The organism is Rhodococcus sp. BP-349 (genome assembly GCF_019835845.1).
In the GTDB taxonomy this organism is placed as follows: domain Bacteria; phylum Actinomycetota; class Actinomycetes; order Mycobacteriales; family Mycobacteriaceae; genus Rhodococcoides.
The window spans coordinates 47,608-67,360 of the sequence record NZ_JABUDR010000002.1 but is presented as its reverse complement, the minus strand read 5'-3'; the positions used below and the strand labels follow the sequence as shown (position 1 = coordinate 67,360).

Sequence of the window (19,753 nt, the reverse complement as noted above, 5' to 3'; positions counted from 1 at the left end):
CACTGGCCGTAGCTGAGAAATCGCTACGGCCAGTCGTTTTTCTCGGGCCGGTCGTCGTCCACCGGCAGGTATCGAGCCATTGTGAGATCTCCGACGTCGAGCTCGCGCGCTCCCGGAGTATTCTCGTGGTCGAACGCCGAGGTACCGCGCAACGTCGCGCACACACCCACACCACCGGGGAACGACCAGGTCGGGCACGAATGAGGATGCCCTGATTTGTGAATTCGACCGGTTCCTGACTTATCGTTCAGCTGCGGGGTCGACCCACAAGGATCGCCCCTGCCCGAAAACACTCGGTCACCACCTCGGAACGGATCGTTGTCCGAGAGTGGCCGGAGCCCCATCGGAGTGCGTGTTCAACGGTGAACCCGCTCTCGCATCGCCCCGCGGCGGCTCGCGTCGATTCTCGGACGTGGCCGCGCTCTCGCGGATCTTGGCTCGACTCGTCAGTTAGGCAAGACACATGCAGCTTCCCGGACACCGGTACCCATCAGCGCGCGGCCTCTACGATCCCGCCAACGAACACGACTCCTGCGGTGTCGCGTTCGTGGTCGACATGCACGGTCGTCGGAGCCGCGACATCGTCGACAAGGCGATCACGGCGCTGATCAATCTCGAACACCGCGGCGCTGCGGGTGCGGAGCCCAACACGGGTGACGGTGCCGGCATCCTGATCCAGGTCCCCGATGCGTTCTACCGCGCCGTGGTCGACTTCGATCTGCCGCCCGAGGGCTCCTACGCCACCGGTATCGCGTTCCTCCCGCAGGCGCGCGCCGCGTCCGCCGAGGCGGTCGCCGGTGTCGAGCGCGTCGTGACCGAGGAGGGCCTCGACGTCCTCGGCTGGCGCGACGTCGAGACGGACGACGCCTCCCTGGGCGCGCTCGCCCGCGACGCCATGCCGACGTTCCGCCAGGTGTTCATCGCTGCTCCGGACCGTGCGCTGTCCGGCATCGACCTCGAGCGCCGCGCGTTCGTCGTCCGCAAGCGAGTCGAGCACGAACTGGGTCTCGAGGGTCCCGGCAAGGACGGTCCCGGACGCGAGTCCGTGTACTTCCCGTCGTTGTCGCCGTCGACCATCGTCTACAAGGGCATGCTCACGACGCCGCAGCTCCGAGGCTTCTACCTCGATCTGCAGGACGAGCGGGTCGTCAGTGCCCTCGGTCTGGTGCACTCGCGCTTCTCCACCAACACGTTCCCCTCGTGGCCACTGGCTCACCCGTTCCGCCGGGTCGCACACAACGGTGAGATCAACACCGTCACCGGCAACGAGAACTGGATGCGCGCCCGCGAGGCCCTCATCGAGTCGGACGTCTTCGGGGGCCCGGAGAAGCTCGAGAAGATCTTCCCGGTGAACACGCACGGAGCGTCGGACACCGCGCGCTTCGACGAGGTGCTGGAGTTCCTGCACCTCGGCGGTCGCAGCCTGCCGCACGCCGTGCTGATGATGATCCCCGAGGCGTGGGAGCACCACGACAAGATGGATCCGGCTCGCCGGGCGTTCTACCAGTACCACTCGACTCTGATGGAGCCGTGGGACGGACCGGCGTCGGTGTGCTTCACCGACGGCACCGTCATCGGCGCGGTCCTCGACCGCAACGGTCTGCGTCCGAGCCGTCTCTGGGTCACCGAGGACGGCCTGGTCATCATGGCGTCCGAGGTCGGCGTCCTCGACATCGAGCCGTCGAAGATCGTGCGCAAGGTTCGCCTGCAGCCCGGTCGCATGTTCCTGGTGGACACCGCGCAGGGCCGCATCGTCAGCGACGACGAGATCAAGGACGAGCTCGCCGCCGAGCACCCCTACCAGGAGTGGCTCGACGAGGGTCTCGTCGAGATCGACGACCTGCCCGAGCGCCCGCACGTCCACATGACGCACGACCGCGTGCTGATCCGTCAGCAGATCTTCGGCTACACCACCGAGGAACTGACCATGCTGGTCGCGCCCATGGCCAAGGCGGGCGCCGAGGCCATCGGGTCCATGGGCACCGACACGCCCGTCGCCGTGCTCTCGAACCGCCCGCGCATGCTGTTCGACTACTTCTCCCAGCTGTTCGCCCAGGTGACGAATCCGCCCCTGGACGCCATCCGGGAAGAGGTGGTCACCAGCCTCGGCGGGACCATCGGTCCCGAGCGGGATCTCCTGCAGCCCAGTGCCGAAGCATGCCGGCAGATCGTGCTGAAGTCCCCGATCCTGCACAACGACGAGCTGGCCAAGCTGGTCCACATCAACGACGACGGCACCCAGGACGGACTGCGGTCCGTGGTGGTCCGCGGCCTCTACCCGGTCGCCGAAGGCGGTGAGGGACTGCGTCGTTCGCTCGAGATCATCCGCTCGCAGGTGTCCGCGGCGATCGACGGTGGAGCGCGCATCGTCATCCTGTCCGACCGTGAGTCGAGCGAGCGACTGGCCCCGATCCCGTCGCTGCTGCTGACCTCGGCGGTGCACCACCACCTGGTTCGGGAGAAGACCCGCACCAAGGTGGGGCTGATCGTCGAGGCCGGTGACGCCCGCGAGGTCCACCACATGGCCACCCTCGTCGGCTTCGGTGCCGCAGCGGTCAACCCGTACATGGCGTTCGAGTCGATCGAGGACATGATCGATCGCGACACCCTGCAGGACATCGACTACGACAGTGCCGTCGAGAACTACATCAAGGCCGCCGGCAAGGGCGTGCTCAAGGTGATGTCGAAGATGGGCATCTCGACGCTCGCCTCGTACACCGGCGCCCAGCTGTTCCAGGTCATCGGCCTGTCGCAGGCACTGGTCGACGAGTACTTCTACGGTGTGCAGTCGCCGCTCGGCGGCATCGACCTCGACCAGATCGCGGCCGACGTCGCGGTGCGTCACGGAATCGCCTACCTGGACAACAAGTTCGAGCGCGCGCACCGCGAACTCGAGACGGGCGGCGAGTACCAGTGGCGCCGTGAGGGCGAGTACCACCTGTTCAACCCGGACACGGTGTTCAAGCTCCAGCACGCCACCCGCACCGGTCAGTACTCCGTGTTCAAGGAGTACACCCGCATGGTGGACGACCAGTCCGAGCGACTCGCGTCGCTGCGCGGCCTGTTCCGCTTCAAGACCGAGGGCCGCACTCCGATCTCGATAGACGAGGTGGAATCGGCACGCGACATCGTCAAGCGGTTCTCCACGGGTGCGATGAGCTACGGCTCCATCTCGGCCGAGGCGCACGAGACGTTGGCCATCGCGATGAACCGCCTCGGTGGCCGCTCGAACTCGGGTGAGGGCGGCGAGGACACCGCGCGTTTCCTCCCCGACGAGAACGGTGACTGGCGTCGGTCCGCCATCAAGCAGGTCGCGTCGGGACGCTTCGGTGTCACGTCGAACTACCTGACCAACTGCACCGACATCCAGATCAAGATGGCGCAGGGTGCCAAGCCCGGTGAGGGCGGCCAGCTTCCGGCGCACAAGGTGTACCCGTGGGTGGCCGAGGTGCGGCACTCGACGCCGGGTGTCGGTCTCATCTCACCGCCCCCGCACCACGACATCTACTCGATCGAGGATCTGGCCCAGCTGATCCACGATCTGAAGAACGCCAACCCGTCGGCGCGCATCCACGTGAAGCTCGTCTCGGAGGTCGGTGTCGGTACGGTCGCCGCCGGTGTCTCCAAGGCGCACGCCGACGTGGTGCTCATCTCCGGTCACGACGGCGGCACGGGCGCCACCCCGTTGACGTCGGTCAAGCACGCCGGCGCACCGTGGGAGCTCGGCCTGGCCGAGACCCAGCAGACATTGCTGCTCAACGGTCTTCGCGATCGCATCGTCGTGCAGGTCGACGGTCAGCTCAAGACCGGTCGCGACGTCATGGTCGCCGCGCTGCTCGGTGGTGAGGAGTTCGGCTTCGCCACCGCGCCGCTGGTGGTCTCGGGCTGCATCATGATGCGGGTCTGCCACCTCGACACCTGCCCGGTGGGCGTGGCGACGCAGAACCCGCTGCTGCGCAAGCGGTTCGCCGGTCAGCCCGAGTTCGTGGAGAACTTCTTCCTGTACATCGCCGAGGAGGTCCGCGAGTACCTCGCGGAGTTCGGTTTCCGCACGCTCGACGAGGCCATCGGCCAGGTCGCGCTGCTGGACACCACCGCGGCGAAGGATCACTGGAAGGCGTCGAAGCTCGATCTGTCGCCGATCCTGGACGTCGCCGAGTCGGCGTTCATGAACCAGGATCTCTACTGCACCGGCACGCAGGACCATGCGCTGGACAAGGCTCTCGACCAGCAGCTCATCGTGCAGAGCCGCGAGGCCCTGGACAAGGGCGAGAAGGTCGAGTTCTCGACGCGGATCACCAACGTGAACCGCACCGTGGGCACGATGCTCGGCCACGAGGTCACCAAGGCGTACGGCGAGGACGGTCTGCCGGAAGGCACGATCGACATCACCTTCACCGGATCGGCCGGCAACAGCTTCGGAGCGTTCGTGCCCAAGGGCATGACGCTGCGACTGCAGGGCGACGCCAACGACTTCGTCGGCAAGGGTCTGTCCGGTGGGCGGATCGTCGTACGCCCGTCGCTCCAGGCCAACTCGAGCTTCGTCGCCGAGAACAACATCATCGCCGGCAACGTGATCCTCTTCGGTGCCACCGAGGGTGAGGCGCTCATCCGCGGTGTCGTCGGCGAGCGGTTCGCCGTCCGTAACTCGGGCGCCGTCGCGGTGGTCGAGGGCGTCGGTGACCACGGGTGCGAGTACATGACCGGTGGCAAGGTCGTCATCCTCGGCGAGACCGGCCGCAACTTCGGTGCCGGCATGTCCGGCGGTGTGGCGTTCGTCTTCGATCCGAACTCGACGTTCGAGGACAACCTCAACACCGAACTCGTCGACATCGAGGAGCTCCAGGGTGACGAGTTCGCGTGGCTCAAGGATGCGATCACGCGGCATCGTGACGAGACCGGGTCCGAGGTCGCCGAGCGCATCCTCGGAGACTGGTCGCAGCAGGTCAATCACTTCGTGAAGGTGATGCCCCGCGACTACAAGAAGGTACTGCTCGCGATCTCCGAGGCCGAGAAGAACGGCGCGGACGTGGACGAGGCGATCATGGAGGCAGCTCGTGGGTGATCCACAAGGATTTCTGAAGAACACGTCGCGGGAGCTCCCGTCGCGGCGTCCCGTCGACCTGCGCCTCATGGACTGGAAGGAGGTGTACGAGGACTTCTCCACGGACACCCTCCGCACCCAGGCCAGTCGGTGCATGGACTGTGGCATTCCGTTCTGCCACAACGGGTGCCCGCTCGGGAACCTGATTCCCGAGTGGAACGACCTGGTGTACAAGGACCGGTGGCGTGAGAGCATCGACCGGTTGCACGCCACCAACAACTTCCCGGAGTTCACGGGCCGGCTGTGCCCGGCTCCGTGTGAGGCGTCGTGCGTCCTGGGCATCAACCAGGACCCGGTGACCATCAAGCAGGTCGAGGTCGAGATCATCGACCGCGCCTTCGACGAGGGGTGGGTCCAGCCCGTCTACCCGACGTACCTCACCGGCAAGAAGGTGGCTGTCGTCGGTTCCGGTCCCGCGGGTCTCGCTGCAGCGCAGCAGCTCACGCGCGCCGGCCACACCGTCACCGTGTTCGAGCGAGCGGATCGCATCGGCGGACTCCTCCGCTACGGCATCCCCGAGTTCAAGATGGAGAAGCGCCACATCGATCGCCGGTTGGCGCAGATGGAGGCCGAGGGCACCATCTTCCGCACCGGTGTCAACGTCGGCGTCGACATCACCGCGGACGAGCTCCGCGCGGAGTTCGACTCGGTGGTCCTGTCGGGTGGTGCCACCAAGGCCCGTGACCTCGAGGTCCCCGGCCGCGAGTACGGCGGCATCCATCAGGCGATGGAGTTCCTGCCCTGGGCCAACCGCGTCCAGCTCGGTGACGACGTCGTCGACCAGTACGGCCAGCCGCCCATCTCGGCTAAGGGCAAGAAGGTCGTCATCATCGGCGGCGGCGACACCGGCGCCGACTGCCTCGGCACGTCGCATCGTCAGGGCGCGGCCAGCGTCCACCAGTTCGAGATCATGCCCCGCCCGCCGGAGGAGCGCGCCGGATCCACTCCGTGGCCGACGTACCCGCTGGTCTACCGCGTCTCCTCGGCTCACGAGGAGGGCGGCGAGCGCGTCTTCTCCGTCAACACGGAGCGTTTCACGGGCGAGAACGGCATGGTCACCGGACTCGACGCGCACGAGGTCGAGTTCAAGGACGGTCGCTTCGCCAAGGTCGAGGGGTCGGACTTCCACCTCGAGGCCGACATCGTGTTCCTCGCGATGGGCTTCACCGGACCCGAGAAGCCGGGCCTGCTCACCGATCTCGGAGTGAACCTGAACGAGCGCGGCAACGTCTCGCGGACCGACAAGTGGAACACCAACGTCGACGGCATCTTCGCGGCCGGCGACATGGGTCGCGGTCAGTCGCTCATCGTGTGGGCCATCGCCGAGGGCCGCTCCTGCGCGTCCGCGGTCGATTCCTTCCTCATGGGGAAGACGGCGCTGCCCGCACCGATCGTGCCCACCCAGGCACCTCAGCGGTAGCGAGTCCACACTCCCGGTACGAACAGATCACCCCCTGCAGCTCGGCTGCAGGGGGTGATCTGTGTCGGGACTCGGTACTCAGCGTGCCCGGCGGAACAGCACTGCTGCCGCGCTGCCGGCGATCAGCAGCGTGACGAGCGTGGCCCCGGACGCGGCCACGATGCCGTCGACGTACGCCTCGCGGGCGCGGGACGCGAGGTCCGGCCCGACGTCCGGTGACATCCGTCCTGCCTCTGCCAGGGTGCCGGCCAGCGTGCCGTCCCCGGACGTGTCGGCGGGCCCCAACACCAGGCGGTACGTGGCGACGCTGATGGATCCGAGCACGGCGATGCCCAGTGCCCCACCGAGTTCCGCGCCCGTCTCCGACACGGCACCGGCTGCGCCCGCCTTCTCCGGTGCCGCGGTGGCGAGCACCCGATCCGAGCCGAACGTGGTGCCGGTGCCGACACCGAACGCGGCGATCACCATGCCGCACAGCAGGATCGCGAGCGTGGCGCCCGACCCGACGTCCGAGGGGAGGGCCACCGCACCGATCACCAGGGCGCCGACGAACATCACGGAGATCGCGCCGACGAGGATGACGGCCGGCGGGCGGCGCTTCATGATCAGGGGGGCCGTCAGCGAGGCGGTGGCGGTCGCGATCGCCGGGATCAGCGACCACAGTCCCGCCTCGAGCGTGCCGAGCCCCATGACGAGCTGAAGATACTGCGACAGCATCAGATTGAAGCCCGTGATGATGAAGACCGACACGAGGATGACGATCACCGCGACGGAGAACGCCGGGGTGCGGAACAGGTCGAACTCGATGACGGGATGCGTGCTCGCGCGTTGACGTCGCACGAACCACCAGCCGACGAGGAGCCCCACCGCGAGCGCGGCGGCCACCTGCCAGTCGAGGCCGTTCTGCGCGGCGTGCTTGAGCGCGTAGACGATTCCGAGCATCGCGACGATGGAGGCGCCGACGGCGGGCAGGTCGAAGCGGCCGGGATTCGGGTTCTTCGCCTCCGGCAGCATCAGCGGCGCGGCGATCAGCAGGACCACCATGATGGGGATGTTGATGAGGAACACCGAGCCCCACCAGAAGTACTCGAGCAGCGCGCCCGCGATGACCGGACCGAACGAGCCACCCCCGGCGAATCCGGCCGTCCAGATGCCGATGGCGACTCCGCGCTGAACGGGGTCGACGAAGAGCTTGCGTAGCAACGACAGTGTCGACGGCGCGAGCGTGGCGCCGCCGATGCCGAGGAGCACGCGGGAGGCGATGAGGGCCTCCGGAGTGTGCGAGAAGGCGGCGGCGACGGACGCGACACCGAAGACGAGTGACCCGATCATGAGCAGTCGACGGGTGCCGATGCGATCGCCGAGGGAGCCCATCGTGACCAACAGGCCGGCGAGCATGAAGCTGTAGATGTCGAGGATCCACAGCTGCTGCGAGCTGCTCGGCTGGAGGTCCTCGGTCAGCGAGGGCAGGGCGAGGTACAGGACCGACATGTCCATCGAGACGAGGACGATGGGGACGACGAGGACGGCCAGACCCCACCACTCGCGACGCCCCGCCCGTTCGGTGGCGGACGTGTCGATGCTGGTCATGCGTGATCCGTTCGAGAGTGCGTGTGGTGGTGCTCCGCGAGGGGAACACCCTGCATTGCAACACACGGAACGGATCGGAAAAGAATCCGTTCCGCCAGGTGAGAGGGAACGAACATGCGGGTGGCAGTACTGGGAACCGGAACGATGGGTGCGGGCATGGCGGGGTCGGTGCTCCGCGGCGACCACGAGGTGACGGTGTGGAACCGCAACGCCGACCGCGCGGCGCCGTTGAGGGATCAGGGAGCGACTGTCGCGGACGGTCCGGCGGACTGCGTGGCCGACGCCGACGTGGTGATCACGATGCTCTACGACGAGTCGGCCACCGCGGAGACGGCGTCCCTGTTCCTGCCCGCCGTGAAGAACGGCGCCGTGTGGGTCCAGTCCGCGACCGTCGGCCCTGCCGGCGCCCGCCGGCTGGCCGATCTGGCGCAGCAGCACGGGGTGGCCTTCCTCGACTGCCCGATGCTGGGAACCAAGGCGCCGGCCGAATCGGGGAAGCTCACGGCATTGGCCTCGGGGCCTGCGGAGGCGCTCGAGTCGGTGCGGCCGGTGCTCGAGACGATGACGGTGAAGATCGTGACGGCGGGAACGGAGCCCGGCCGGGCAAGTGGGCTCAAACTCGCCTGCAACGCGATGGTGTCGACGCTGACGGCGGCCACCGCGCAGTCTCTCGCGATGGCGTCGGAGCTGGGCCTGGAGCCGGCACTCGTCCTCGAGGCACTCGACGGTGGTCCGATCGACGCGCCGTACACGCAGATGAAGGGCAGGGCGATGATCGACCGTGACTTCACCCCGTCGTTCGGGATCGACGGGGTGGTCAAGGACGTCGATCTGATGATCGAGGCAGTGGACCCACGTACCTCTCGCCTACTGCAGGCCGTGCGCAGCGCCTACGGGGACGCCAGCGCCGCGGGGCACGGGGCGGACGATCTCGCAGCCGTCGTGACGGCATTCGAGACCGACGAGGGGTCTCGGCGTTGACGCAGTCGAGCGATAACCGTCGTCCGTCGTCGCGACGCGCCGTACGTTCGGGTGGACCGATGACGGACGAGCGAGACGAGAACGACGATGAGTGATCTGCACGTGGTGGCCACCATTCCGGTGACGGACGGATTCGAGGAGGTGCTCGAGGCGATGCGGCAGTTCGCCGTCCTCACGCGCCAGGAGGACGGCTGCCTCGAGTACGACGTCTACACCTCGAACGCGGCGGCCGACACGATCGTCACCGTCGAGCTGTGGCGGGATCAGGCCGCTCTCGACGGGCACATGGCGTCACCGCACATGGCCGACGTCATGGGTCGCCACGGCGCCAAGCTGGGCGCCCTGGCGATCCATCCGTTGACGCCTGCCTGAGTCAGGCGAGGCGCGGTTCGTCCCGGTAGGCCGCGCGGCCGTCCTCCGGGTCGGACCGGGCGACGAGTGAGTAGACGAGACCGGACACCGCGAGCAGGGCGACCATGACGAGAACGGCGAGCCAGCCGGTCGAGTCCATGGCGTCCGCTGCGATCCGCTCGAGTCCGGCGGCGAGCCACCCGACAGGAGTGAAGGCCGCGGCCTTCCCGAAGATCGAGCTGTCGGGCGATCCCACCAGCGCGCCACCGGCCAGCACGAGCTGGACGAGAAGCAGCACCAGGTTGATCGACTGGCCGACGGCACGGCCGAACGCCATCTGGACGGCGCCCGCTGCGGCAAGGAACGCCGCGGAAGCGAGGAACAGGAAGACGATGCCGCCGAGGAGCGAGCCGAAGCTCAGGCCGTCGCCGACGAACCAGTAGGCGATGCCCGCGGCGGCCGTGACCGCGAGGGCGCCGAGGACGGGTGCGATCCGCGCCAGGCGGTCCCGACGCGTCAGCAGGCGCATCAGACTCACAGCGGCGGCCGCGGCCACGGCCACCAGTGCCGCGATCAGGTAGTAGTTCGACGGGGTGCTGCCCTGCACGACGAGAGTGGTCTGCGTCTGGCCGTTCTCGTCGGTGGTGGTGGTCGCCGCCACCGCGTTCGCAGCGGGCAATGAGGTCTGCGCGGTCTTCACGTTGGTCTGCAGGCTGCTCACCACGCCGCCGATCGGTTCGATGCCGGTCGCGATCTGGTCGGTGCCCGCCCGCAGCTGCTTGCCGCCGTCGTCGAGCTGGATGATGCCGTCGTTGAGCTGGCCGGCGCCGGTGGCGAGCAGAGCGCTGCCGTCGACCGCCGTGTTCACGCCGGTGACGAACTCGCTGGACGGATCATCGAGCTGGAATGCGAGCAGGGCGGCACCGTCGCGCAGCTGGTTGATCTGGGAGACGGCGTCGGGGCCGATGCCCTGCGCGTTCAGTGTGTCGATGAGCTCGCGCAGCTGGCGCGCCGCATCGGTGGTGATGGGGTTGTTCAGCACCTCGATCCGATCCGCGACGTCCGCGATGGACGAGGTGACCTTGGCCTGCTTCTCGCCGAGCGCCAGGAGCGGCGTCGTCAGCTGGTTCACGCCGCCGCTGATCTGCGTCGCGCCGTCACCGAGCTGTCCCACGCCGCCCTGGAGCTGCACGATTCCAGCGGCCAGCTGGGCGTTCCCGTCCGCGAGCTGCTGGGATCCGGTGCGGGCCTGTCCGAGGCCGTCGGAGAGCTGAGTGACCCCGTCGGTGAGCTGCGGGGCGGCGTCGGTCAGCTGAGTGAGTCCACCGCTGAGCAGGCTCAGTGGCAGCTGCGTCTGGGTGAGCGCCGAGCGCGTCTTCGCCAGCGGGTCTCCCGCAGCCGTGGTGCCGCCGTCCGTGCCCTCGGAACCGTCGGCCGAGGTGGTGGTCTCGGAACTGCTCTGCGAGGCCAGGGGAACGACGTCGTTCCCGCTGAACGATGCGTACAGACCGGCCAGGAGCAGGGGGAGTGCGATCACGAGAACGACGATCACGGGCCGCGACAACGTGGCGACGAGACCCGAGCGCGGGGCACCGTGTGCTGAGGAAGAAGTCATGATACTGCTCAGGCTAACCGGTGCCGACGCTCTCGACGGACCGTGTCGAGCGCCGATCGCGCCCGTAACGCCCGGTGACCTGCGCGATTAAGAAGTCGGTGAGGATCGCGCGCGGTTCCGGGGGAGTAGATCCCACACGTGCTGCGTCTCGTTCACCGACGCTACCGTACGTCTGCCGCTGCGCGAGAACAGTATTCGCGTGACCGAGACGTAGTCGATCGGGAAGGTGAGTGGCATGGCGGTGCCGAGCAGATCCTGCAGGTAGACGTTGATCACACCGCCGTGGGCGACGGCCGCGACCGTGTCCTCGGGCTCCGCGTCCCGCACCACCGAGGCGATGTCGTCGAACACCCGTCGGCGGAAGGCGTCGGCGTCCACCGCGCTCGGCAGATGCCCGGCCTTGATGCGCTCGAACTCGGCGGGGAACTTCTCGCGCGCCTCCTCGATGGGGAGGTAACCCGGGAAGTCGCGGTCGTACTCCGCCAGACCGTCGAGCACGTCAACCGGGAGTCCGGTGTCCGCCGCGAGCGGTTCCGCGGTCTGCCGGGCGCGCAGTTGTGGACTGCTGACGATGCGCGCGAGCCGATGGGCGCGCAGCCCGTCGGGCACGCGCGCGGCCTGCTCGAGTCCCAGCGGTGCGAGTGCGGGATCGGCACCCGCGTCGGAACGCAGCGGCAGAGCGTGGCGGATCAGCAACAGTTGCACAGCGGCCACTGTCTCACGGTCACGAGAGCGTTCCGAGTTCTGCCACCAGCCGTGCCGGCGCCGTCCGCCGGAACGACATGTCGAGCAGTTCGTCGACCTCGGTCCAGTCGGGGGTCCCGATCGTCAGGTCGAGCCCCACCCAGCCGCTCGCCGCGGTGTACGCGGGCTCGAAGAACCGCTCGTCGTCCAGCAGCGCTGCTCGCTCGTCGGTGTCGGGCAGGACCTGCAGCGACCGATCCCAGCGGGTGGAGTGGTGATCCCCCTTCACCGTGGCGCCGTAGATCGCGAAGACCTTCGTGGTGCGAAAGTTCGGGCGGCCGTGGGAGACCTTCTCGGTGGCGCCCGGCAGGCGCAGGGCTCGCTCCCGCACCGTGGCCAACAACGGATCGTCGTCGCGGAATCGCACAGGATGCTCCATGACCGAGGAGACTAGGCCCTCGTCATCGAGCCGGGCGGTCGATGTGCGGAAGCAGGTGGACCGTCGATGGGCACTGTTGTCCGCGCCTCGCGTCGGTACGCCAAGACGTGGGTTCAGCGGCACCGACAGAACCTGCGTGCGTGGGGACGGTCAAAGGCGGACGCTCGCATCAAGAATGTGCGTTGGACACCAAGAGGGTCACCACCCGCTTTCCAGAACGGCCTGATGAATGGTCCTGCAAGTCGCGATCGAGGGGACTGTTAATTCGAAGTAGTCCATTTGGCTGACTGTGTAGTCGCTCCTGGCCCGGGACACTTCCCACAGTCGTATCACTCCGTCGAAACGGGCCATTCGTGAAGTACCACCTCCGGCGGACCGTCATCGCCTCGGTTGCAGTTGTAGCAGCGCTGCTCGTGCCTGTAGCCACATCTGAGCTGCATCCCGCATCAGCTGAACCTGCTGCTGAGCCCACGGCCGTCGATTCCAGCTCGAACACACCAATTTTGTCCCAGCCGCTCATCAGGACCGAGGAGCCCGCGCCGTCGATTGTGGGGAACCACACGGACGCGGCCACGACCGAGGGGCGCGCACCGTCGATTGCGGGGAACCACACGGACGCGGCCACGACCGAGGGGCCCGCACCGTCGATTGCGGCAGATCCCGCGGAAAGCGCCGGAACCATGACGGCTCAGACCGAAGTGGTCCCCACCGCAACAGGTTCCACGCCTGCGACATCGACGGCGTCCACGGCTACCGGACCCGACACTGCCTCTGACGCAGCCGGCGGCGCCGAACGGCAGGCGACACCGGGTCGACAAATCACGCCGACGACCGATCCTGTCGCCAGTGCCGCCGTCACCGTTGCTCTCGCTCCCCCCGCACCTGTCAACGCGCCGATCTCCGCCACCGGCGGCTTCACTCGATTCGGAACAGGAGTGAGATACGTCAACGACACAGGCGCAGAGATCATCGTGTTCACGATGATGGACGGCGACGTCGTTGCATCGCAGACCGTGGGCCCGGGCGATTCGGCCGACCTCCCGTTCTGTGCGGGCGCGTCGTCTGAATGCTCGTTCGGTGCCTCAGTGTCCGGACGTCCCTATTCTGACGATCTGGAGGCCGGCATCTCGATCGATGTGACCGGTCAGCCTTGGACAGGACGCGTCGAGACGACCGTGGAGGGTGTGTCACCGGGCTTCGCTGATGGATTCACTGGAGACCGAACATCTCCGGCCTATACCAACAGCTCGACCAGTGCAGTTACCGTCCACGTCACCACCGGTATCGGATCCACGAGTCATGAAGTGCTGCCCGGATCGACGGTGGTATTGCCGGGCTGCGAGGGTGACTGCACCTACGACGTCCTCGAAGGTTTCGACGGCCCGCACGTCTCGTCGACGTTCGTGACTGCCGACGGAGTCGAGAACCAGTTCAGCACCGGATATGGCTCCGTCATCGTGAAGACCGCAGAGGGTTTGAGTTACACCAACACGTCGTCGGAGACGATGGTGGTCGGGTACAGCTTCGCGGGCGATATCTCCGCTCAGGTGACGGTTCGACCGGGCTCTACTGTGGTCGTTCCGGCATGCCCCACAACGGTGACAGAGTGCCAGTACCTCTTCGGACCTGTCATCGGCAGTGTGGACAACTCCACCGCTTTCGTCGTCACCAATCAGTTCCTCGAGGACATCGATCCGACTCAGCCGACGGACCCGGGAAGTGAACCGGTGCCGAACGTGCCGGGTCAGCCCGCCGCGGGGCCGGCCCGATCCGGCCGATCGTCGACTGGATCGAGTCGCCCGACCACGGATCGCACCCGCCCCGGCGCACCCTCCATCAGCGTCGAGAACCAGCGGCCGAACCGTCGCCCGGCTCTTCCCAGCGACAATTCCAACGGATGGGCGGTGCCCATCGATCAGCTCGACATCTGCGGCAACATCGGTGGCCTCGCCAATCTGACGCGCTCAGGATCGGTATCGAATGTTGCATTACTATGTCCTGCAACAAAATTCGGCTATCAACTCGGCAATGGCGACATCGGTGGAGCATTCTCGACGGCATGGGGTATGGGGTGGGGACAAGTTTCCTCGGTTCTGAAGACCCAGGGTCCAGTTGGGTATCTGTCGAGTGTCGCGATCGATACCTGGACGTACACCATCTCCGAGGCGACCAAAACCGATTTCAGCCGTCAAAGCGTGTCCAACACCGTTGCGTATGCAGTCGCTAATCCGCGCGTCGTGGCGCAGGAGACTGTGAAGGCAGTCGGGGTGGTTGCAGCAAACCTCTGGGCAGCGTTCCTCCCCTGGTGACAGGGTGAGACCGTGCCACGGTAGATGGCCCGCGTCGTCACCTTCCGGGGCGGTCGATCGCCATCACCACGTGGTCGGTGGGGTCGATCGGATTGTCCGGGGTGAGGTGGGCCTCGGCGACACGTCGGTACCCGGCCTTCTCGAGCGCCCGCCACGACGCCACGTTGCCCGTGGCCACCGGCACGACGACGCACGTCGCGCTCGGGTACCGCCGCCACGTGTCGGCCGTGAACTCGATCAGTATGCGGGTGCCGAGGCCGTGCCCGACGAGGTGCGCCTCGCCGATGAGGTAGTCGATGGTGACGGCCTCCGCGGGCACGGCCCAGAACGGCGCCAGCTCGTCGACGTACTCCGGGTAGTCGTGCCACCGGGCGCGCTGGAGCAGGCCGACGGGGGTTCCGTCGTCGAGAGCCAGCACATCCTCGGACGGCTCCTCGCCGCGGGCGGACGCTCCGAAGTCGCGGGCGACGGCCTCGGCGGTGACCTCGTGGTTCCACCACCGCGCCACGTGCGGGTGCGACAACCAGCGCGCGAGCAGCGGGAAGTCGTCCTCGGTGACCCGCCGGAAGGTGATCACGATCAGCGCATGGACACGAGTTCGTGCACGTCGTCGTAGGGGAGCATCCCGTCCACCGTGGCCATGACCTGCATGCGGTCCAGAACGATGTACCCGTCGTGGTTGTCGAGGAACGCGGTGTCGGACGCGTCCCGCCCGGTGGCGATGCGCACGAGGCTCTGCCGTGGGGCCAGCCGCGTCGCGTCGACGACGCGCCAGACGCCGTCGACATAGGCCTCCGCGACCGCGTGGAAGTCCATCGGGTCGCAGCCGGGCGCGTAGACCGCGACGAGGCGGGCCGGCACCGTCATCGCGCGCAGCAACGCGACGACGAGATGCGTGTAGTCGCGGCAGACTCCGCTACCCGCGAGGAGGGTGTCGGTGGCGCCGTCGATGGGGTCACTGCTGCCGGGGACGTAGCGCAGACGGCGGCCGACCCAGGCTGAGACGCGCTCGAGCACGTCGGCGTCGGAGGTGTAGCGCCCGAACTCGGTCTCGGCGAAGCCCAGGAACTTGTCCGACTCGCTGTAGCGGCTCGGCCGCAGGTAGACCGACAGGTCCCGCTCGACCACCGGGGCGGGATCCGCCTCGCCCTCCACTCGGGCGCGGTAGTCGACGACGAGTTGCCCACGCCCACAATCGAATCGGTGGATGCGCCCGCCGGTCTCCGCGCGGATCACCGTGGGCGTGATCTCCTCGCCGTCGAGCCGGAACGACAGCGACTCGGTGACCGTCGTCCCACGTAGTTCGGCGACCGCGATCTGGAACTCGAGGTTGCTGGGGTCGACGACGGTCACGTCGAGGTGGGCAGATACGTCACGCGTCACTCCCGCATGATGCCACCGGTCACGGCCGGAAGATCGCCCGGACGCAGTTGTCCGCCTTCTCCTTGAAGATCGCGTACCCCGCGGGTGATTCCTCGAGCGACATGTCGTGCGTGATCAGGAATGTCGGGTCCAGCTCGCCGGACTGCAGGTGGTCCAGAAGGCGCGGGACGTACCGCTGTCCGTGCTGCTGTGCGGAGCGCAGCGTGAGGCCCTTGTTCATGACCAGACCCATGGGGAACTTGTCGGTGACACCGTAGACGCCGAGCACCGAGACGACGCCGCCCTTGCGGACCGTCCGGATCGCCTCCCGCAGCGCCGTCGCGCGGTCGCTCTCGAGGCGCAGCGCCTGCTTCGCCTTGTCGTAGATCTGGCCGACACCGGTGCCGTGGCCCTCCATGCCGACGGCCTCGATCACCGCGTCGGGTCCGCGGCCGCCGGTCATCTCGCGGATCTCGTCGGTGACGCTGTCCGAGGCGGTGTAGTCGACGGTCTCGGCACCGATCTCGTCGCGCGCCATGGCCAGTCGCTCCGGGATCCGGTCGACGACGATCACGCGGCCGGCCCCCATCAGCTGTGCACTGCGCGCCGCCATCAGGCCGACGCCTCCCGCTCCCCACACGGCGATCGTCTCCCCGCCGGTGATCGAGCAGAAGTCCGCACCCATGTACCCGGTGGGAATCGCGTCCGAGGCGAACAGCGCCTGCTCGTCGGTCACGCCGTCGGGAACGGCGAAGCAGTTCTGATCGGCGAACGGCACGCGGATGTACTGCGCGTGCGACCCCTGGTAGCCGCCGAACGGATGCGTGTAGCCGTAGATGCCGCCGGTGGGGTAGCCCATGATCGGTCGCTGCAGGTCCGCATTCGGGTTGGTGGTGTCGCACAGTGAGTACTGCTCGTGGTCGCAGTACCAGCAGTTGTTGCACGCGATGAACGACGGCACCACCACGCGGGATCCCACACTCGTGGCCGTCACCTCCGCGCCGACCTCGACCACTCGGCCCATGAACTCGTGGCCGATGACGTCGCCCTCTCGCATGCCGGGGAGGTAGCCGCTCAGGAAGTGCAGGTCGGACCCGCACGTCGTCGTCACCGACACCTCCAGAATGGCGTCGTGGGGATTGACGATCACAGGATCGTCCACGGTCTCGACGGACAGGGTGTTCACGCCGGTCCAGCAGAGTGCACGCATGTCGGTCTCCTACTTCTCGCTCGGTCGGGCGGACGGAGTGGGAACGAGTGTCGGAATCTCGCCCGTCTGCAGCAGTGCCCGAGCGCGGTAGAGGATCTTGTAGGCCGCGATGCGCGCCGCGACGTCGGGGAGGGGGAGATCGAGCTCCAGCGTCACCTCGGTCCCGAGGTCGAGCGGAGCCTCGGCGAAGCGCACGACAGCGAGGTCGCCGCTGTCGTCGCGGCGGGTGAACTGCACACCGTGGTCGTCGGCCGACCGCGTGGTCTCCACCGCGACGGCGACGACGTTCCCGTCGGAGACCGTCCACGTGACCACGTCCCCGCCGTCGTCCGACACCGAGGCGATGTCGCCCAGCACGCGGGACAACTGCGGGGTGTCCGTCCAGAAGGCGCGCGCGGTGGGAACGTCCACGGCGATGGTCAGGGTCACGGGCCCGGCGGACTCGGTCTCACCGCGGCCGGTCACCTTCTGCACTGCGGGGTTCTGCAGCGCGGTCTCGGTTGCCGCCTTCACCGCGTTGCGCGCTGTCTCGACGATGCTCACGTCCACCACTCCTCAGGTCTGCGTGGCGGGCGCATACCCGAGGAGGAGTGAGGAAAACGTCGCGGGATCCTTCGACGTCCGCCGGCTGCTGGCCTGACGGCACTGGAAGTACGAGCGAGGCCGTCGGCCCCGCTCACACGCCGCTCCCCGAGCCGCCGCTTCTCCCGCTAACAGGAGAAGTGTCATGACCCTGAGACATGAGCGCGTTCGTGACGGCGGTGAAGTCCCGTCACGCCACGACCAGCAGTCGATGAAGGCCGCGGCACTCGTCGGACTCGGGGTGATCCGGGCGCGGTCAGGTCGGATCGACCGCTGAGATGCACACGGTTCGGACGCTGCGTCACGCCGTGGTGCGAGTCAGCTCGTCCTGCGCCGTCGGGCCCGCGCCCAGTGCCCACCGGATGGCGGTAGTGACGGCGATGCCGCTCGCGCGCACGGCGGTGGCCTCGGTGATCGGAAGGTAGGGCAACCGGAGGGGGAAGCGGGTCCACCGCGGCATCATCGACACCGCCACCGACGACAGCAACCCGTAGGCGGGGCGTACTGCCAACGGGATCGGTGGGTTGAGCAGGATGAAGCGGGCCGTGCGACGTGCTGCGGGAGTGCCGCGCAGTTCGGGCCGGTACATCGCCAGCATCTCGTTCAGCTCGTCGACCGTCTCGGGCACGTCCTCGGCGCCGAGCCCGCGAGCGACCCAGGCCGACTCCCGGACGTAGGCGTCGCGGCCGCCGGCATCGAGAGGTCGGGCACCGTAACGATCGTGCGCGCGCAGGAAGCTGTCGATCTCCGCGACGTGGACCCACCGCAGCAGGTGCGGATCCGACGCGGCGTACGGCCGCCCGTCCGGCGCGACTCCCGTGATGCGCTTGTGCACGGCGCGCACGATCCGCACGGCGCGCTCCGCGTCCTCGATGGTGCCGAACGTGGTCTCGGCGAGGAACGTGCTGGTGCGTTGCAGACGCCCCCACGGGTCGCCGCGGTAGCCGGAGTGCTCGTCCACGGCAGCCATCGCAAGCGGGTGCAACGACTGCAGGAGCAGGGCGCGCATTCCGCCGACGAACATCGACGCATCGGCGTGGACGCGCTGGATCGCCGAGTCGGGGCCGTACCGCCGCGGCCCCTCGGCCAGGTGGATCCGGTCGCGTCGAGCGGGGCCCTCGTCGCCCGCGACCCGCGCGAAGATGGTCTCGCCCACTCGGGTCTGGACCGTGCGCAGAGGATTCATCTCTCCAGTGTGCGCTCGCGCGGCGTTCAGCCGGTGGAGACAGTTCTCACCAGCGCCGCGACTCGCCGGGGCTGATCGATCATGGCGTGGTGGTGAGACGGGGACACCACGGCGAAGCGGCCGCCGAGGTAGCGGGCCAGACGCTGCTGGCGCCGCAACCACTGCGCTCCCCACGGGGTCCGTCGTCCCGTGTGCGCGGCGGCCACGATGACGGGGACGGACGGAACGGGCGTCGCGCGGCGCAGGCGGTTCAACTCGAGGGCCATGTCGGCGTACACCGCGTACTCGATCGCGGCGGCCTCCAGATAGGAGGGATCGCGATAGATGCGGCGGAGATCGTCGACCCGGTCGGGCGCGTACCCGTCCGGGGGAATGGCCTGCGTCAGGACGTGGCGCACCGGATCGGCCAGCAACCGTTGCAGACCGGCGGCCGAGACGATGCGGGCGATCACGCGGGTCACCGGAATGCGGATGCGCGGCGGCACCAGGGCCGACGGCGACTTCTCGACGCTCGAGTCGAGCAGCACGAGCCCCGCGGTGCGCGCGGGGTACGACCGCGCGAAGCCCTCGACGTAGAAGCCGGCCATCGAGTGCCCCACCAGGACCACGGGGTCCGTCATCGCGAGGGCGTCCAGGACGGCGAGGATGCGATCGGCCTCCTCGTGCACCGTCGGCACCCGGTCCGGAGGCAGCGGTTCGCTGTCGCCGAAGCCTGGTCGATCGATGGCCACCGTCGTGTGGCCGGCCGCCACGAGCAGCGCGGACACGTCGATCCAGTCGTGCCACGTCGAGGCGAGCCCACCGCACAGCACGACGACCGGGGCGGGCGCCGCCGCCGCGTCGGTACGGGAGACCACCACGTGCACGGCGGTCCCCAGTACGTCGACGACCACCTCGCCGTTCGGTTTCATGTGAAACAT

General features: G+C 68.0%; 16 protein-coding genes. 6 read left to right on the top strand and 10 right to left on the bottom strand.

Translation table 11 applies throughout. From position 1 onward, the window contains the following. Positions 1–463: 463 nt before the first annotated feature. Positions 464–5,065, top strand: coding sequence for a glutamate synthase large subunit (gene gltB / locus HQ325_RS10740; protein ID WP_222629365.1), 4,602 nt, complete (start codon positions 464–466; stop codon positions 5,063–5,065). Next, on the top strand, positions 5,058–6,524 hold the full coding sequence (locus HQ325_RS10735) for a glutamate synthase subunit beta (protein WP_222629363.1): 1,467 nt from the start codon (positions 5,058–5,060) through the stop codon (positions 6,522–6,524). The genes gltB and HQ325_RS10735 overlap by 8 nt, the downstream gene beginning before the upstream one ends. Before the next feature lie 78 nt (positions 6,525–6,602). Here the strand turns inward: HQ325_RS10735 and HQ325_RS10730 are convergent, their stop codons facing one another. Continuing rightward, positions 6,603–8,114: an MFS transporter gene (locus HQ325_RS10730; protein WP_222629361.1), complete on the bottom strand. Its 1,512-nt coding sequence runs from the start codon at positions 8,112–8,114 to the stop codon at positions 6,603–6,605. 114 nt (positions 8,115–8,228) lie between these two features. Here HQ325_RS10730 and HQ325_RS10725 point away from each other — a divergent pair, with 114 nt between their 5' ends. Continuing rightward, positions 8,229–9,095, top strand: a complete 867-nt coding sequence (locus HQ325_RS10725) for an NAD(P)-dependent oxidoreductase (protein ID WP_222629358.1) — start codon at positions 8,229–8,231, stop codon at positions 9,093–9,095. A gap of 87 nt (positions 9,096–9,182) precedes the next feature. Next, on the top strand, positions 9,183–9,467 hold the full coding sequence (locus HQ325_RS10720; RefSeq protein ID WP_222629356.1) for a putative quinol monooxygenase: 285 nt from the start codon (positions 9,183–9,185) through the stop codon (positions 9,465–9,467). Between the two features lies 1 nt (position 9,468). Here the strand turns inward: HQ325_RS10720 and HQ325_RS10715 are convergent, their stop codons facing one another. From HQ325_RS10715 to HQ325_RS10705, 3 genes are all read right to left on the bottom strand, one after another. Continuing rightward, positions 9,469–11,061, bottom strand: coding sequence for a phage infection protein (locus tag HQ325_RS10715; RefSeq protein ID WP_222629354.1), 1,593 nt, complete (start codon positions 11,059–11,061; stop codon positions 9,469–9,471). Positions 11,062–11,148: 87 nt separating this feature from the next. Continuing rightward, positions 11,149–11,766, bottom strand: coding sequence for a histidine phosphatase family protein (locus HQ325_RS10710; protein ID WP_222630938.1), 618 nt, complete (start codon positions 11,764–11,766; stop codon positions 11,149–11,151). Between the two features lie 19 nt (positions 11,767–11,785). After that, positions 11,786–12,184: an MmcQ/YjbR family DNA-binding protein gene (locus tag HQ325_RS10705; RefSeq protein ID WP_222629352.1), complete on the bottom strand. Its 399-nt coding sequence runs from the start codon at positions 12,182–12,184 to the stop codon at positions 11,786–11,788. Positions 12,185–12,864: 680 nt separating this feature from the next. Here HQ325_RS10705 and HQ325_RS10700 point away from each other — a divergent pair. Continuing rightward, complete coding sequence (locus tag HQ325_RS10700) at positions 12,865–14,493, top strand: hypothetical protein (protein WP_222629350.1); 1,629 nt, start codon at positions 12,865–12,867, stop codon at positions 14,491–14,493. A 37-nt stretch (positions 14,494–14,530) separates the two neighbouring features. On the opposite strand, the gene HQ325_RS10695 is transcribed toward HQ325_RS10700, so the two are convergent. From HQ325_RS10695 to HQ325_RS10680, 4 genes are read right to left on the bottom strand one after another with little or no spacing between them, the layout of a single operon-like run. Next, positions 14,531–15,070, bottom strand: a complete 540-nt coding sequence (locus HQ325_RS10695; protein ID WP_222629348.1) for a GNAT family N-acetyltransferase — start codon at positions 15,068–15,070, stop codon at positions 14,531–14,533. A 2-nt stretch (positions 15,071–15,072) separates the two neighbouring features. Further along, positions 15,073–15,876: a transglutaminase family protein gene (locus tag HQ325_RS10690; protein ID WP_222629346.1), complete on the bottom strand. Its 804-nt coding sequence runs from the start codon at positions 15,874–15,876 to the stop codon at positions 15,073–15,075. Between the two features lie 19 nt (positions 15,877–15,895). After that, on the bottom strand, positions 15,896–17,065 hold the full coding sequence (locus HQ325_RS10685; protein WP_222629343.1) for a zinc-dependent alcohol dehydrogenase: 1,170 nt from the start codon (positions 17,063–17,065) through the stop codon (positions 15,896–15,898). A 9-nt stretch (positions 17,066–17,074) separates the two neighbouring features. After that, on the bottom strand, positions 17,075–17,608 hold the full coding sequence (locus HQ325_RS10680) for a hypothetical protein (protein WP_222629340.1): 534 nt from the start codon (positions 17,606–17,608) through the stop codon (positions 17,075–17,077). A 184-nt stretch (positions 17,609–17,792) separates the two neighbouring features. Here HQ325_RS10680 and HQ325_RS22430 point away from each other — a divergent pair, with 184 nt between their 5' ends. Continuing rightward, complete coding sequence (locus tag HQ325_RS22430) at positions 17,793–17,924, top strand: hypothetical protein (RefSeq protein WP_261778232.1); 132 nt, start codon at positions 17,793–17,795, stop codon at positions 17,922–17,924. Positions 17,925–17,948: 24 nt separating this feature from the next. On the opposite strand, the gene HQ325_RS10675 is transcribed toward HQ325_RS22430, so the two are convergent. After that, entirely contained in the window at positions 17,949–18,833 is an 885-nt protein-coding gene (locus HQ325_RS10675; protein ID WP_222629337.1) for an oxygenase MpaB family protein, read from the bottom strand. Positions 18,834–18,859: 26 nt separating this feature from the next. Then, positions 18,860–19,744, bottom strand: a complete 885-nt coding sequence (locus HQ325_RS10670) for an alpha/beta fold hydrolase (RefSeq protein WP_261778234.1) — start codon at positions 19,742–19,744, stop codon at positions 18,860–18,862. Between the last annotated feature and the right edge of the window lie 9 nt (positions 19,745–19,753).